This window comes from Rhizobium mesosinicum (genome assembly GCF_019511345.1).
GTDB classification, from domain to species: domain Bacteria; phylum Pseudomonadota; class Alphaproteobacteria; order Rhizobiales; family Rhizobiaceae; genus Rhizobium; species Rhizobium mesosinicum.
Genome location: NZ_JAEUAK010000001.1, coordinates 634,903 through 648,926, shown reverse-complemented (window position 1 = coordinate 648,926; position 14,024 = coordinate 634,903). Strand labels below are relative to the sequence as shown.

12 protein-coding genes and 1 pseudogene are annotated in these 14,024 nt (G+C 59.6%); 7 read left to right on the top strand and 6 right to left on the bottom strand.

The window, feature by feature from the left end:
* Positions 1–46: 46 nt before the first annotated feature.
* Positions 47–1,264 carry an SfnB family sulfur acquisition oxidoreductase gene (locus JNB85_RS02985; RefSeq protein ID WP_220332897.1) on the bottom strand — a complete coding sequence of 406 codons (1,218 nt, stop codon included), beginning with the start codon at positions 1,262–1,264 and terminating at the stop codon, positions 47–49.
* Between the two features lie 179 nt (positions 1,265–1,443).
* On the opposite strand from JNB85_RS02985, the pseudogene JNB85_RS02980 reads away from it, so the two are divergent.
* Positions 1,444–1,773 (top strand): annotated as a pseudogene (locus JNB85_RS02980) (aliphatic sulfonate ABC transporter substrate-binding protein); the annotation flags it as partial.
* Positions 1,774–1,946: 173 nt separating this feature from the next.
* On the opposite strand, the gene JNB85_RS02975 reads toward JNB85_RS02980, so the two are convergent.
* On the bottom strand, positions 1,947–2,573 hold the full coding sequence (locus JNB85_RS02975) for a class I SAM-dependent methyltransferase (RefSeq protein WP_220332896.1): 627 nt from the start codon (positions 2,571–2,573) through the stop codon (positions 1,947–1,949).
* Positions 2,574–3,137: 564 nt separating this feature from the next.
* Positions 3,138–4,406, bottom strand: coding sequence for a DUF892 family protein (locus JNB85_RS02970; RefSeq protein WP_220332895.1), 1,269 nt, complete (start codon positions 4,404–4,406; stop codon positions 3,138–3,140).
* 298 nt (positions 4,407–4,704) lie between these two features.
* On the opposite strand from JNB85_RS02970, the gene JNB85_RS02965 reads away from it, so the two are divergent.
* Positions 4,705–4,854: a hypothetical protein gene (locus JNB85_RS02965; RefSeq protein WP_220332894.1), complete on the top strand. Its 150-nt coding sequence runs from the start codon at positions 4,705–4,707 to the stop codon at positions 4,852–4,854.
* Positions 4,855–4,968: 114 nt separating this feature from the next.
* The gene (locus tag JNB85_RS02960) at positions 4,969–5,541 is read left to right on the top strand and encodes an alpha-ketoglutarate-dependent dioxygenase AlkB (protein WP_220332893.1); all 573 of its coding nucleotides are present in this window, start codon (positions 4,969–4,971) and stop codon (positions 5,539–5,541) included.
* Positions 5,542–5,796: 255 nt separating this feature from the next.
* Here JNB85_RS02960 and JNB85_RS02955 read toward each other — a convergent pair whose 3' ends face one another.
* The 3 genes from JNB85_RS02955 to JNB85_RS02945 all read right to left on the bottom strand — a co-directional run bounded on the left by JNB85_RS02955 (position 5,797) and on the right by JNB85_RS02945 (position 8,819).
* Complete coding sequence (locus tag JNB85_RS02955; protein WP_220332892.1) at positions 5,797–6,078, bottom strand: hypothetical protein; 282 nt, start codon at positions 6,076–6,078, stop codon at positions 5,797–5,799.
* 671 nt (positions 6,079–6,749) lie between these two features.
* The gene (locus JNB85_RS02950; protein ID WP_220332891.1) at positions 6,750–7,286 is read right to left on the bottom strand and encodes a response regulator; all 537 of its coding nucleotides are present in this window, start codon (positions 7,284–7,286) and stop codon (positions 6,750–6,752) included.
* Between the two features lie 465 nt (positions 7,287–7,751).
* Complete coding sequence (locus tag JNB85_RS02945; RefSeq protein ID WP_220332890.1) at positions 7,752–8,819, bottom strand: ABC transporter ATP-binding protein; 1,068 nt, start codon at positions 8,817–8,819, stop codon at positions 7,752–7,754.
* Between the two features lie 338 nt (positions 8,820–9,157).
* On the opposite strand from JNB85_RS02945, the gene JNB85_RS02940 reads away from it, so the two are divergent.
* From JNB85_RS02940 to JNB85_RS02925, 4 genes are all read left to right on the top strand, one after another.
* The gene (locus tag JNB85_RS02940; protein ID WP_220332889.1) at positions 9,158–10,798 is read left to right on the top strand and encodes an extracellular solute-binding protein; all 1,641 of its coding nucleotides are present in this window, start codon (positions 9,158–9,160) and stop codon (positions 10,796–10,798) included.
* Between the two features lie 71 nt (positions 10,799–10,869).
* Positions 10,870–11,988: a carbohydrate ABC transporter permease gene (locus tag JNB85_RS02935; RefSeq protein ID WP_220332888.1), complete on the top strand. Its 1,119-nt coding sequence runs from the start codon at positions 10,870–10,872 to the stop codon at positions 11,986–11,988.
* Positions 11,988–12,899, top strand: a complete 912-nt coding sequence (locus JNB85_RS02930) for a carbohydrate ABC transporter permease (protein ID WP_220332887.1) — start codon at positions 11,988–11,990, stop codon at positions 12,897–12,899. The genes JNB85_RS02935 and JNB85_RS02930 overlap by 1 nt, the downstream gene beginning before the upstream one ends.
* A gap of 17 nt (positions 12,900–12,916) precedes the next feature.
* On the top strand, positions 12,917–13,978 hold the full coding sequence (locus tag JNB85_RS02925) for a LacI family DNA-binding transcriptional regulator (protein WP_223216402.1): 1,062 nt from the start codon (positions 12,917–12,919) through the stop codon (positions 13,976–13,978).
* Positions 13,979–14,024 lie beyond the last annotated feature (46 nt).

Genomic DNA, 14,024 nt, shown 5'->3' with positions numbered 1-14,024 from the left:
GCCCCATTTCCGTTATCGGAAATGGGGTTTTAGTCGAGGAGAGAAATCAGAGCGCGCCGTTCTTCGGCGGTGTCACTCCGTTCAGATGGTAATTGCCGACGACGTGGTACTTCCAACGCACTGGATCGTGCAGCGTATGAGTGCGCGCGTTGCGCCAGTGCCGGTCGAGATTAAGTTCGGCCTTGACCGCGGATGTTCCAGCGAGCTCGAACAGCGTGTTGGTTGCTTCGATCGCAATCTCCGTCGTCAGCACCTTGGCAGCAGCGACCGCAAGCGTTGCCTCAACGACGTTCGCCTCGGTCGTCTCGACCTGCGCCGCGTCGACCTTGCGGCCGGCACGTTCGAGGAGTGCCGTCGCAGCTTCCAGCCGGATGGCGATCTGCCCGACCTTCGATATTGTCAGCGGATCATCGGCGGCGCGCTCCACGCCACTGTCCATCCAGGGGCGTGACTTCGTGCGCACGAAGTCCAGCGTCTCGGCAAAAGCTGCGCGCGCAATGCCGAGATCGATGCCGGCATGGACGATCTGGCCGACCGAGCCGATGGTCGACGGCCGCTCGAAGCCTTTGTGATGCAAGACGACGGAATCGGCATGCACATAGACATCGTTGAAGATCGTCGTGCCGCTGCCCGTCGTGCGCTGGCCGAAGCCATCCCAGTCGTCGATGATTTCGACGCCCTCAGTGCCCTTCGGCACGAAAGCCATGACGAGACGGTCCTCTTCGTCAAGCGCGAAAACGGTGACCCAATCGGCAAACAGGACACCGGTGGAATAATATTTGGTGCCGTTGATGCGATAACCAGGCCCGTCCCTGACAATGCGGGTATTGTAGTGGCCGACCGTCTTCGTACCGCGCTCGGAAAGCGCATTGCCGAAGCGGTCGCCCGCGAGCGCCCGGCCGAAGAAATACCGCTTCTGCTCCTCGATACCATCCGTGCGCAGCGCTTCCAGAATGTAGAAATGGTTCTGCGGGATCTGTCCGATCGATGCGTCGGCCTCAGCGAGAATAGCAGTCACTTCGGCAAGCACGGCATTCGAGACGTCGAGACCTCCGTATTCTGCAGGAATTGTTATCGCAAGCAGCCCGGAGCGAGCGAGGATGTCAAGCTCCTCGAACGGCAGCAGCCGGTTTGCGTCGCGTTCGGCCGCCGTTACCGAGAATCTATCTGCCAATTGCCGCGCGACAGAAAGCGCTTCTGTTTCGCTTTCGAGACGCGCGGCCACCGGCCGGATAGGGTGTGTTCTTTGCGCGGCAGCATCCATGATCTCGCTCCGATTGATGATAGTCCTATCGGTGAAAGATGTTGCAGCAGAAAATAAGAACATAAATTCTATAGATGCAATAGACAATAAAATGTATTTTCTTAATCCTGGTTTCAGCCTCCCGTAGGTGTTGGGGCAGGGCGGCCGAAGCGGCGTCGGTCGCTGGACGGACAGGGACCATGATCTCGTTCATTTCGAAAGTTGCGGCAGCAGCCGTGTTCCTGGGCACCGGTATCGGGTCGGTGCAGGCGGCCGATGTGTCGGAGATCCGCATTGACTGGGCGACTTACCATTCGGTCAACCTTCTCCTGAGGAAGGTAGGGCTTGAGTTCTTCAGCGCCGGTTCCATCGATTTCGGTTCGACGGCAGGGGCTGCGGCGCCGATTGCCCGCGTCGACGGCAATCCCATCAAGTCGATCTATGTCTATTCCGGTCCCGAATGGACGTCCGCTTTTTCTGACCGCAAGGCAGCGCGATCAATCCCGGGTCCCCACGTCGCCACTATTCGTGACAAGTCAGGCAGCTGGGGCACGCTGAGTTCAGTGCGCTTGTGAACGCCTCGAGAATACCGGCGCTGATACGGTTGAGTGTGCGGAATCATGCCGCTTGAAGAGCGGGCGGGAGTTCGATTCATTTCGAGAGCTTTGGTTCGTAAATCAGCCATTTTCGTAAGGACTGTGCGTCATGCCCGACTCGCCCGAACGCTCAGCCACGGATCATGGGGCTTTCCAGCGCATCGACGTATTTCGCTGACGATCCAGCCGGCATCCGTGAGCGCGGACAGTAGGGCAGACTCGCGCCAGTACGTCTCGACGTAGCGCCGAGGTGCCGCAGCACTGCCGTGTGTGGACACATCCTCGCCGTCGCCCTCTCTAACGGAAACATGCAGTCTGCCACCGGTCCGGGTCGCCTCGGCAAGCCGTCTAAGCACCGTGCCAAAATCCGGGCGCGCGACGTGAATCAGGCAGGCACAGGCCCAGATTCCGTCGTACGGCGTGTCGGGACGCTGCGGGTCGGCCAAGTCGCCCGTCAGAGGGTCCAGCAAGTCGGCCTCGAAGCCACTTTCGCGAAGCAGTTCGACGAAACCCTTCGAAATGTCCGTGCGCCGGACGCGAATTCCGCGCTTCTCAAGCTCAAGTGCATCTCGCCCGCCACCACTCCCGATCTCCAGCACCCTGCCTGAGCCACCCAGCTCGCTCACGAACGCATCGATCTCTGTCGCGACCCATTCGGGCATCGCCGCGGCCTCGGCAGCATACTCCGCCGCGACCGTATCATAGGACCGCACGGTCTCGCGGTCAGTGCTCATTCTAGCGCTCCTCCTTCATGACAAGAGGTCTGATGAGCCAGAGGCCACCAGCCCGTTGCGCCCGTTACACTTCGGCAGTTGGCGACATCGCGGGCGATTGCTTCACAGCTTTTAGCAGAAATGCGATCAGAAACATTCCCGACCGATTGCCAATGCTATGCTGCCGGCGGAGTGGGTCCCACTTTGGTCTTCTACATCACCTGCTCGAGTTCCTGAAGGAGCCGGTCCGCATCGCAAGTGTCTGCGTCCGGAAGCTCACCTCAATATACCCATGCCCAATTGCTACCCCGCCATTATGGAGCCCTTCTGGGGATCGGTCCCTCGCTAGGCGCTGTCGCGGCTCCCTTTGCAGGCACACTACCGGACGGGCTGGGACGCACGACCGTGCTGATGCTCACTCTGCTTTCCATGGCGCTCGCTTTGGTTGGTATGGGGCTCGCCCAAACGGTTGTGTCGGACCAGCCTCTTCCCCGACGGGTCTGATGATTGCGGATGCGAGGGGCAATACGATCCCGCGGTCGGTTCCGCTGACGCCTTCCGCGGGTGCCACGATTTCCAGCCCCGTCAACGGACGCTGGAAGGCATCCTTGCCGCCGACATCAGCGGTTGGGCAACCTGATCCAACAGATGACCCGCGTTCTGCTCCTCGCCCAGTGACAATGTTAGCAATTGAGCGACCGCCGGCTGTGCAAGTTGAAGGGCAAGATTGCGGGCGGTGGTGTAGGCGGCGATTTCGTAATGCTCGACGCGTAACGCTGCTCCGATGAGAGCAAGGTCTGCAGGAGCGTCTTCTTTCTTCTTGCCTTCGGCCATAACCTCCTCGCCTTCCTCGACCAAGCCCGCCATTCCCTTGCAGGGTTTTGCCCTTGCCGCGGCCCCGAGTATTCGCAGACACTCGTTCAGCCTTTCGACCTGGGCTTCAGTCTCAGCAAGATGTTTCTGCAGCAAAGTGTGGAGTTGCTGCGAGCGGGCTGCCTTCTGCATCTTGGGTAGCGCCTTCAACAATTGTTTTTCAGCGTGCAGCAAGTCGCGAAGCTCGTCCACGAGAACCGTCTGGATCGCTTCGGAACCTTCTGGCGGTGCGCTTCTCGCTTCGATGGCCGGTGCAGCGTCCCCGGCAGCCTTTAAACTCTGAAATGCCGGAGCCTCCACGAATTTCCAAGGCTCTCCTTCGTTCCACGGACCGCGAGTATCGACCTCGCCGAGATCGCCTTCGCCGGTCGAGTCGTTGAAGAACTGGTCGACCAACCCTGGTGTAGGGGCAATCTTTCCAACACTGAGAGGAGGTTTGCCTAAGCTTTCGAGTGCGAGCTGGAAGGCTCGCATATGGGTGATTTCTCTTGTCATGAGAAATTGCAGGGCATCCTTGGTACCAGGGTCGCGGCAGAAGTCGATGAGGCGTTCATAAACGATCTTCGCGCGCGCTTCAGCTGCGATATTGCTTCGCAAGTCCACGTCTAACTCGCCGGTGATCTTGAGATAGTCGGCCGTCCACGGGTTGCCCATCGAATTGAAGAGGTTTACGCCGCCGCCACCGGCAATGGCGATCAGAGGATCGGCTTCCGCCTCCTCGCGGACCGACTTCAACGGTTTGAGGTGCATTCTGGCGAGCGTGCCAACAATCTCTAAATGACTGAGCTCCTCCGTGCCGATATCCATCAGGAGGTCTTTGCGAGCAGCATCCTCGCAGTTCAGACCTTGAACCGAGTATTGCATCGCCGCCGCCAGCTCCCCGTTGGCGCCACCGAACTGCTCAAGGAGCATATTTCCGAATCGAGGATCAGGCTCATCCACACGAACGGTGTACATGAGCTTCTTGACGTGATGGTACATGTGGCGTCCTCCGTTAAACTCGGGCCCAACGGCCCTCTGGGTTGAATGTTCCAGTTCGGACGCAGAGAATGCGACTGGCGATCCCTTTGGTGACCAGTGGCCTTGAGTGATCGTGGCAGCTCCCGGGATCGCGCTGAGCGCCTTCTTTTTTAGGCGCGGTTCCGGGCAGCCATACCCTTGTAATCGGTCCCGCCAATCTTATCTATTCGATATCACTCACATAATTGTACATCGCCACCGCAGACGCCCTGAGTGCGCGGACTTGCTTTCGCGCTGCGTGGCCGTCGAAGGATCCCAATTGAACACATCAAACAGCGCCACTGCGTCGGCAGAGCCTGCGCGCGATCAGCGCGAAGGCGCCGATCAGCCGGCTAAGAATCAGAAGCCGTACCCGTGCCTGCTGACGCGCGCCGAACTGAAGGCGATCATTGCCGAGCAGCTGGGCTAACCACCACCGACGAGGAAAATAAGGAACACGGGAATGCATCGTCGTCAGGGACGACTATATCGGGGGTTGGGCAGGCTTTGAAAACCAGACAGCAGATGGACAGGAGAAACGACCATGGCTATTGCGCAAGGTGACCTGTTTGCGGCCGCCGCGCCGGCACTGCCTGAGGGATTTCGCTACGAGCGCGATATCCTTCCGGAGTCCGACCAGTTGGACCTCCTTCGTGTAATACCGCAATTGCCACTGAAGCCGTTCGACTTCCATGGTTTCGAGGGCAAGCGCAGAGTGATCTCCTACGGCTGGAAATATGACTTCGACACCGAGCGGGTGACCCGTGTAGACGATATCCCGCCGTTTCTTCTGCGGGCGCGCAGCCTTGCGGCAACATTTGCTGGCATCGAGCCGGATCAACTGCAACAGGCGCTCGTCACCGAATATTCCCCGGGTGCGCCAATCGGCTGGCACAAGGACAAGAAGGTGTTCGGCAGGGTGGTGGGCATCTCGCTGCTGTCGCCTTGCACCTTTAGACTGCGCCGCCGCACGGGCAGCAAGTGGGAGCGCGCCTCGATAATCGCCGAACCCGGGTCCGCCTACATCCTCGCCGGTCCAGCCCGTCGCGAATGGGAGCATTCCATCCCGCCGGTCGACAAGCTTCGCTATTCGATTACATTCCGAGAAATCGGCTGACGGCGTCGCAAACAATCAGTGGAATGGCTGACATTCGCGGACGACGGCCGGTGATCACGAAATGATCGATTGGACTGTTGCCCCGGGATCTTTGCGACGTTTTTGGCTCTCGAATGACAGAAAGTCGTCCGCCAGAGGAGACACCCGCAAGCGGCACCCCGCAAGAAGACGACGAGCACCTTCCTGCTTCCGGCTGACGATCCGCTAGCGATGTTAATGCGCGCTAGCGCAAACATCGAGCCAAAAGAACCGACATCACGTCAGTTTCCCCACAATGGCTGCGTAGTCTGAGAAGGTGAAATTCTTTCCACGTTCATGCGCCTGATTTGCCAGGCTGAGAAGACGGATCGGAAACGCGGCGGCCGCCAGATTGGCTTCTGATAGCTTGTGGGCGTCATCCTGTTCCACTGCCTGCATGGCTCGTTCAAATGCGGCGCCGACCTCTTTGTGGTTCAGCAAACCTTTGTCGACCAGGGCTTCGCAGAGCGATGCGACGGCCATGACCATGCCTTCGAGCTGAAGATTAGCGGTATTCACGGGTGTCCTCCAGTGGGCGGTGAGAAGCAATAAGTGGCGTAGCGCGCTCTAGTTCGCCACGGGCTGTAGCGATCCCTCTTCTCTGGATGGATTGCGCATCTGCGCCTTTGAAAAGCAACTTTGGTGCGGCTGTTTTGTTCCGACTGTCTACTTGCTCTGGTCAAGCGCGTGAGGAGATGGCTGTCCTTGCGACGGTGCCTCAGGCGTCATCGCGAAGAAATAGATCCCCGCAAGAACCAGAGCGGCAAGGAAAATCGCTCCCACGAATTTAATCATCCCGAATCCCGCTTCCGATCAGTGCTGCTCATCTCGTCCCTCGCTCGGTCACCGCGGACTTTCGAACAAGCTGAAAGGCGCGAGGTTCCTGAATGGGCGTAAATATATGTTCGGCAACGTGGGAAAGGCACGGCGCTCAAGCGGACGGCCGATCGAGGAATCAGCCTGGGAGGGCGTCATTGCTGTCGAGGGCAGAGGGATGGCGGGTGGCTTTCACGTTTCACCGGCCGCTGGCGATATGGCGCCGTCAAACCCATGGGTAGGTGCAGTTTCGGCCAGTCGGTGCCGGCGCGCGAGCTGCTACCCCGCTTTTTCCTGAAGTCGCTTCCCGACCACATGCAGATGGCGAACATTATGTCCCTTGTGATTTTCGCGCCGGACTTTGCCACCGGCGACTACGCTATGAGCTTCAATAGCTCCGGGCCGGCAGTTGGTTTGGAGACGAACGTAACGCCTGCTTCAACATCCTTGTGGGACAGCCTAACCAGCCCGGAGGTGACAATCACCCGTGTCGATGGCCACTGCGACCGCACTTTCGCGACGAGACCGAGCCCATCCATGCTGCCGGGCATATCGATGTCCGTGTAGAGCGTATCAACAGAGTTGGTCTTTAATAGTAGGAGCGCCTCGTCGGCATTGGCCGCCTCGAATGTCTTGTATCCCGCCTGATCGAGAATATCGACGATGTCATAGCGCAGCAGGGCCACGTCCTCGACAACCAGGACGCTACGGGGTTCAGCGGCAGTCGCCTGTGCAGCCTTCGGTCGCTCAAGAATCTCCAGACCATCGGCGGATGCATGCGTGCGTTCGAGCAGGTCGCGTTCGAGCACGGCCTGTTGCCAGTGAACTTCGTCTTGGCCGAAGGGTTTTCCTGCCTGTTCCCAAAGAGAATAGGCTCGAGCGGCTATCCATTCGTTGCGATTGCTTGGCATAGGTTCCTGTCCCCGTTTTACTTGGCTGTGCAACGTTCTGGCCCCACCAAGAGTTCCGGGGCGCCGGCGCGAATTGAGAGCGCAAACGGCTGTCTGTACGCTAGCGGACGCAGCGAGGCCCGAACCGCTAGATCATCATTTCCGGTCCGCCCGTCGTGCCCCCAACCAGACAGGATATGGAACGGATCTGATTGAAGGAATGGCGGGTCGAAAGATCACGCCGGTCATGGCGCGTGGGAGCAGTTGCGGGGCCAGGATGCCATCATGCGCCATCCCGGACCGACACAAGCTCTCTGTCGCACATTAAGTGCCTTAGAAACCGGCCTAGCTGTCTGGTGCCATTGTGTGATGGAACCGGGTTCGGAGGCATAGCCGCTTTCGGCACCAGCTGTGATGTTCACGTCGCGGGCTGCATCAAGCGCGGCCTCACCCGCCACGGCATGTCGGCCGGATATAAGCAGCTACTCAATCCGGTCGCAGCGTCTTACCGGTCTCCGCGTCGAACAGATGAAGCTTGCCCGGCCGGGCAGCGATCGTAACGACTTGCCCCGGCTCGAAATCGTGACGTTCTGACAGCACCGCGACAAGCTCCCCGGAGCCGTAGCGCAGAAATACCATCGTCTCGTGGCCGGTGGGTTCGGTGACGTTGACAGTTGTCCTCAAACCGCTTGGGGCGAGTGACAGGTGTTCCGGCCGCACGCCCAGCTTCACAGCCTGACCATCGGACGCCTCCGGCGTGAAACCGAGCGCAATCTCATCGCCTGTCTCGGTGACGAAGACCGCACCGTCGGCCCTATAGCGACCGTTCATCAGGTTCATCGACGGCGAACCGATGAAGGTGGCCACGAACGTGTTGCTGGGCCGATCGTAGAGTTCCAGGGGTGTGCCGGTCTGTTCGATCCTGCCGCCCTGCATGACGACGATCTTGTCGGCCATGGTCATTGCCTCGACCTGGTCATGGGTGACGTAGATCGTCGTGGTTCTCAGTCTTTGGTGAAGTTCCTTGATCTCCTTGCGCATCTGCACGCGCAGCTTAGCGTCGAGATTCGACAGGGGTTCGTCGAAGAGGAAGACTTGCGGCGACCTGACAATGGCTCGTCCCATCGCCACGCGCTGCCGCTGGCCACCCGAAAGCTGGCGCGGATAGCGGTCAAGATAGGGCACGAGGTCCAGTGTTTCGGCCGCCGCCTGCAGGCGCTGCTTGATGACATCGGCCGGCTGCTTCTGCAGGCGCAGCGCGAAGACCATGTTCTCGGCAACGGTCTTGTGTGGATAGAGCGCATAGCTTTGGAAAACCATCGCAATATCACGGTCTTTCGGCGGCAGATTATTGACGATCGTTCCGCCGATCGAGATGGTGCCGCCGGTAATGCTCTCCAGGCCGGCGACCATGCGCAGCAGAGTCGACTTGCCGCAACCCGACGGGCCGACGAGCACCACGAACTCGCCATCGCGAATTTCTATATCGACCCCCTGCAGGATATTTAAGGCGCCGTATGCCTTGCGCGCCTCTGAAATATTGACCTCAGCCATATGCCTCCCACTCGCTTTCCGGTCACCCCGGCACACATTCCAGGGGATGAACCTCTTGACAGTATCCAAAGTATGAGGCTCAGCGAAAGCGCGCTCTGCCCCGACCTGAAATGGCTCTCAAAACCTCCTCATGAAACGTTTCATTTTTTGTTGACTTTTTCCGCTTCCCGTCTAATGCTCAATGATGAGACCGAGAGGAGCGGTTTCGAACAAGGATTATGAAACGTTTCATTTTCTTGTTTACCAGATAGTTCTGCACGAAACCAGTCCCAAATTCGGGTCGGAGCTTATCCGGAACACTGGCTGACGGCAGCGCACCAAACGTGGAGGAGGAAGTCATGAAAGTTGAAATTTACGATGCATTGATGCGCCGTCATGCAAGTCGACGCGACGTTTTGCGCGGAACGGCAAGTGCGGCGGCTCTGCTCGGCCTGTCCGGCGCGATGGGCGGAATTGCCGGCAGCGCATTCGCCGCTGATGATCTGCGCGCCCAGATCCTGCAGATCCCTGGCGTCGGCAAAGGCTCGCCGACGGACGCGGACTGGCAGAAAGTCGGCGAGCTCTGCCTCGGCCCGACCAAGGCGAATGTCAAGCAGGGCGAGTTTTCCGGTGTCGAGCTGACCTTCATGGGGCTCAACAACCAGAACCTCCACAACTTCCTGTTCCGCGGCTTCCTTAAGCCTTGGGAAGCCTATACCGGAGCCAAGATCAACTGGATCGACCTTGCCCAGGCCGATTACAACGCCCGCCTTCAGCAGTCGATCGCGACCGGCACTGTCGATTTCGACATCCTTGAAATGGGCGCACCTTTCGAAGGGGACACCGCCGGACGCGGGCTTCTCGACGAGATGCCTGATTGGGCTGCAAAGCAGGTCGAAGCCGACGACCTGGTAAGCTACCTGAAGCCGCCGGTCGGCACCTGGGACGGCAAGACCTATCGCGTCACGATCGATGGCGACTGCCACACCTTCGCCTATCGCAAGGACTATTTCGGCGAAGGCTCGATCAGCGGCATGGCCGAGCCGCCGAAGACCTGGCAGGAGGTTAACGCAGCGTCCAAGGCGCTGATCGGCAAGACCGATCCGCTGACCAGCCAGCCGGCCTACGGCTATCTCGACCCGCTCAAGGGCTGGGGCGGCTTCGGCTTCTATTTCATCGAAAACCGTGCGACGGCCTATGCAAAATATCCCGGCGACCCGGTATGGCTTTTCGACCCCGAAAACATGAAGCCGCTGGTCAACAACCCCGCCTGGGTCCAGGCGATCCAGGATGTCCTGGATTTAATCGCGGCAAAGGCCTACCCGGCCGATCAGATCAATGCGGACCCCGGCACCACGGCCTTCTCGCAGTTCCTGGCAGGCACCGGCGCCATGCTGATGTGGTGGGGCGACGTCGGCTCCAGCGCTCGCACCTCGGATACTTCGGTCGTCGGCGATGTGGTCGGCTTCGGCATCAATCGCGGCTCCAACCGCGTCTACAACCGCAAGTCCGGCCAATGGGAAGACAAGTATAACGAGGCGCCCAACATGGCCTATCTCGGCTGGGGCATCTACGTCACCAAGCGGGTTTCCAGCGACGAGAAAAAGCGCAAGGCAGCCTGGTCTGCTGCAGCCCATCTCGGTGGCAAGGATCTTTCGTTGTGGACGTCGGCCTATCCGTCCGGCTTCCAGCCCTATCGTCAGTCCCACTTCAACTATGACGAATGGGAAAAGGCAGGTTACGACCGCGCCTATATCGAGGATTATCTGGGCTCGAACGCCGACAGCTACAATCATCCAAACGCCGCGATTGAACCGCGCATCCCCGGCATCTTCCAATACTACTCCGTTGCGGAGGACGAATTGGCGAAGGGCTTTGCCGGACAATACAAGTCGGCGCAGGAAACCGCGGATGCGATTGCCGCAGCCTGGGAAAAGATCACCGACCAGATCGGCCGCGAGAGCCAGCTGAAACTCTATCGCACGAGCCTCGGGCTCTGATCGATTGACATAAACGCGCTGGCGGACTGAAAGCTCCGCCAGCGCCCATCTTGTCCAGGCGAGGAATATCAATGTCGACAGTCGAAGGCGACCTGCTCCACACGGTCGAAGCCGGCTCCATTTCCGCGAGCCGCCGTTTCTGGGGCCGCGCGGCTCTGTGGCTGAGCGCAGGATGGTTCATTGCATCCTTTGTATTGCAGGCTGTCCATGAACTTGGCTGGACCGATTGGGGCTTTGCCAACTGGCGACCGGTTCTTTACGCCTATTTCGTCTGGGCCGCGGTTCTCTGCGTCACCCGCGTCGTCATCTATGGCGAGGCCGGCAAGAAGGCGCTCTTTATTCTGCCCGCGGCGCTTTTTGTCGTATCGATGGTTGTCTTCCCGCTCCTCTTTGCGCTCTGGATCGGCTTTTCGGATTGGAATCTCGCCTCTTCCGCCGGGCGGCGCTTCAACGGGCTCGACAATGTGCGCCGGATGATCGCCGATCCGTTCTATGCCAACGCCTTGCTCAACATGATCCTTTATTGCCTTGCGATTGCTGTCGAATACGCGATCGCCTTCGGCCTGGCGCTGCTCCTCAACCAGGAAATCATCGCCCGAAAGTTCTGGCGCGTCACTTTTCTCGTTCCTTTGATGCTGTCACCGGTCGCGGTGAGCTGGATGGTCGGCAAGTCGATGCTGGAGACCCGTTTCGGCCCGATCGCACGCCTGGCCCGCTGGCTCGGCTGGGAAAACCCCTCCTTTTTCGGCGATCCGCTGACGGCGCGCCTTTCGATCATGATCATGGACGCCTGGACCTTCATTCCCTTTATGATGATCATGCTGCTCGCCGGGTTGCAGGCCTTATCGAGGGAGGTGCTGGAGGCGGCCGAGGTCGACGGCGCCACGAAATGGCAGCGCTTCTGGAAGGTGATTTTCCCGCTTATGCTTCCTGTGTCGGTGACGGCGGTAATGATCCGCATCATCTTCAAGCTCAAGCTTGCCGACATCATCATCACGGTGACATCTGGGGGGCCCGGCGGGGCGACCGATTCCGTCACCAGTTTCATCTATCGCGAATATCGCGACCGTTCGAATGTCGGATACGGGACCCTGCTGGCGCTCGTCTATCTGGTGATCATCATCGTTGGCATGACGGTGCTGATGAAAATCTCCGACCGCATCGTCAAGCGGATGACAGGAAGGCTCTGATGGTTCGCATCGATTTCGAAAAATACGGGCGCGGTCAACGCATTCGCTGGTGGGCTATGCGTTTGGCCGTCTACGGCCTGCTCGTCATCTGGGCGTGTGTCTGCATCTTTCCGCTGTTCTGGACGGTATCGACCTCGTTCAAGACGGCCGCAGATGTCATGCGCGGCAATCTGATCCCCTGGTTCAACTTCGCGCCCAGCTGGCTCGGCTGGCGCTCGCTCGGTCTCTCTCCTGACACGATTTCTCAGATTTCGACCGTGCGTGATGAGTTCATGCGTAGGCTCTGGAACAGCGTCATCATCTCCGTCACCGCATCCGCTCTGGCCGTCGTGCTCGGATCGCTCGCCGCCTACGGCCTCAGCCGCTTCTCCTATAAATTCGGCCATATGCGCAATTCCGACATTTCATTTTTCTTCCTATCGCAGCTGATTATGCCCCCCGTCGTCCTCGCCCTGCCATTCCTGGTTCTCTACCGGGAACTGGCGCTGCTCGACACCTATGCCGGCATGATCGCCGTCTATACGCTGATGGTTCTGCCGATCGTCGTATGGATCATGCGCGACCAGTTCGCCACCATACCGGTGGAGCTGGAGGAGGCCGCCTTGGTCGACGGCCTGTCGATCTGGGGTGCTTTTGCCCGCATCATCGTGCCGCTCGTTCTGCCGGGCATGGTTGCCGCTTTCCTTTTGGCGCTGATCCTGTGCTGGAATGAATATTTCTTCGCCGCCCTGCTGACCTCGACCAACACGAACACGCTGCCGGTGATGATTGCCAGCCAGACAGGCAGCCAGGGCATCAACTGGTGGTCGATGGCCGCACTCTCCACCGCCGGCATCCTTCCGCTGGTCATTGTCGGCGTCGTGCTTGAAAAGCACATCATCGCCGGGATGACCGCAGGAGCGGTAAAATAGTCGCGGGACGTTGGAACATGTCAAAGATGCCCACAGTCAAGGATGTCGCCGAATATGCCGGCGTCTCCGTGGGCACTGTCTCGCGTGTTCTGTCGGGGGAAAGCGCGGTCAAACCCATGCTGCGCGAAAGGGTCAACGACGCCATTTCGGCGCTCGGTTACCGACCGAATGTGACGGCACGAGCCTTGCGCACAAGCAGAACCGACATCATCGGTCTCGTCGTTCCCGACATCACAAATCCCTTTTTTGCGCAGCTTGCGGCAAGCGTCGAGCGTGCGGCGCTCGAATGCGCTCATAGCCTGATGCTGGCAAGCTCGCATAACGACAGCGAGGCGGAGCAGAGCCATGTTTCTGCTTTTCTCGACCGGTCGGTGCGCGGCATCATCGTGGTGGCTTCGAGCGACGGTTCAGGTCTCGATCTCTCGACCTCCGTGCCGATCATATCGCTGGACCGGCGCTTCGGCGCCTTTCCCCTGGTGTCGACCAACCACGCGCAAGCCGCCACGCTGATTGCCGATCATCTCTATGGGCTTGGGCACCGGCACATCGCTTATATTGCCGGGCCCGCTGACACCGAAGCAGGGCGTATGCGCAAAGAGGCTTTCGTCAGCCGCATCGACGGCTTCGGGAAGACCGACGGGCCCGTAGAACTGGAAATCGCCCATGGCAGATTCGACTACGAATCCGGCGAAAGAATTGCCCGAGAGCTGCTTTCGCGCCCGCCGCAAAGCCGACCGACGGCGATCGCTGCGGCCAGCGACCAGCAGGCGATTGGCGCATTACGCGCCGCCCGCGACCTCAAGATCGACGTGCCGCGAAAACTGTCGGTCACAGGCTTCGACGACATTTCGCTCGCCAATCTGGTGGTGCCGCGGCTGACGACCGTTCGCCAGCCGGCCGACATGCTGGCGCGGCGCGCGGTCCGCCTTCTTCTGGAGGAACCGCCTGGCACGGGAGACGAAATGGTGGACGGAACGCTGATCGTGCGCGGTTCGAGCGGACCGTGCCCGCAACCGGACGCAGCTGCCCGAAAATCGGAACCGATTCAGGCAAAGCCCGGTGCTAGATCCAAAGAGTGAGGGCGTCCTAGTGCATGCGACAGCGCGCGCGGCACTCCAAGGCGGA

Coding starts and splice junctions, on each gene's coding strand:
- JNB85_RS02935 (WP_220332888.1), top strand. CDS start 10,870: ATGTCGACAGTCGAAGGCGACCTGCTCCACACGGTCGAAGCCGGCTCC.
- JNB85_RS02960 (WP_220332893.1), top strand. CDS start 4,969: ATGGCTATTGCGCAAGGTGACCTGTTTGCGGCCGCCGCGCCGGCACTG.
- JNB85_RS02985 (WP_220332897.1), bottom strand. CDS start 1,264: ATGGATGCTGCCGCGCAAAGAACACACCCTATCCGGCCGGTGGCCGCG.
- JNB85_RS02925 (WP_223216402.1), top strand. CDS start 12,917: ATGTCAAAGATGCCCACAGTCAAGGATGTCGCCGAATATGCCGGCGTC.
- JNB85_RS02930 (WP_220332887.1), top strand. CDS start 11,988: ATGGTTCGCATCGATTTCGAAAAATACGGGCGCGGTCAACGCATTCGC.
- JNB85_RS02950 (WP_220332891.1), bottom strand. CDS start 7,286: ATGCCAAGCAATCGCAACGAATGGATAGCCGCTCGAGCCTATTCTCTT.
- JNB85_RS02975 (WP_220332896.1), bottom strand. CDS start 2,573: ATGAGCACTGACCGCGAGACCGTGCGGTCCTATGATACGGTCGCGGCG.
- JNB85_RS02940 (WP_220332889.1), top strand. CDS start 9,158: ATGAAAGTTGAAATTTACGATGCATTGATGCGCCGTCATGCAAGTCGA.
- JNB85_RS02945 (WP_220332890.1), bottom strand. CDS start 8,819: ATGGCTGAGGTCAATATTTCAGAGGCGCGCAAGGCATACGGCGCCTTA.
- JNB85_RS02970 (WP_220332895.1), bottom strand. CDS start 4,406: ATGTACCATCACGTCAAGAAGCTCATGTACACCGTTCGTGTGGATGAG.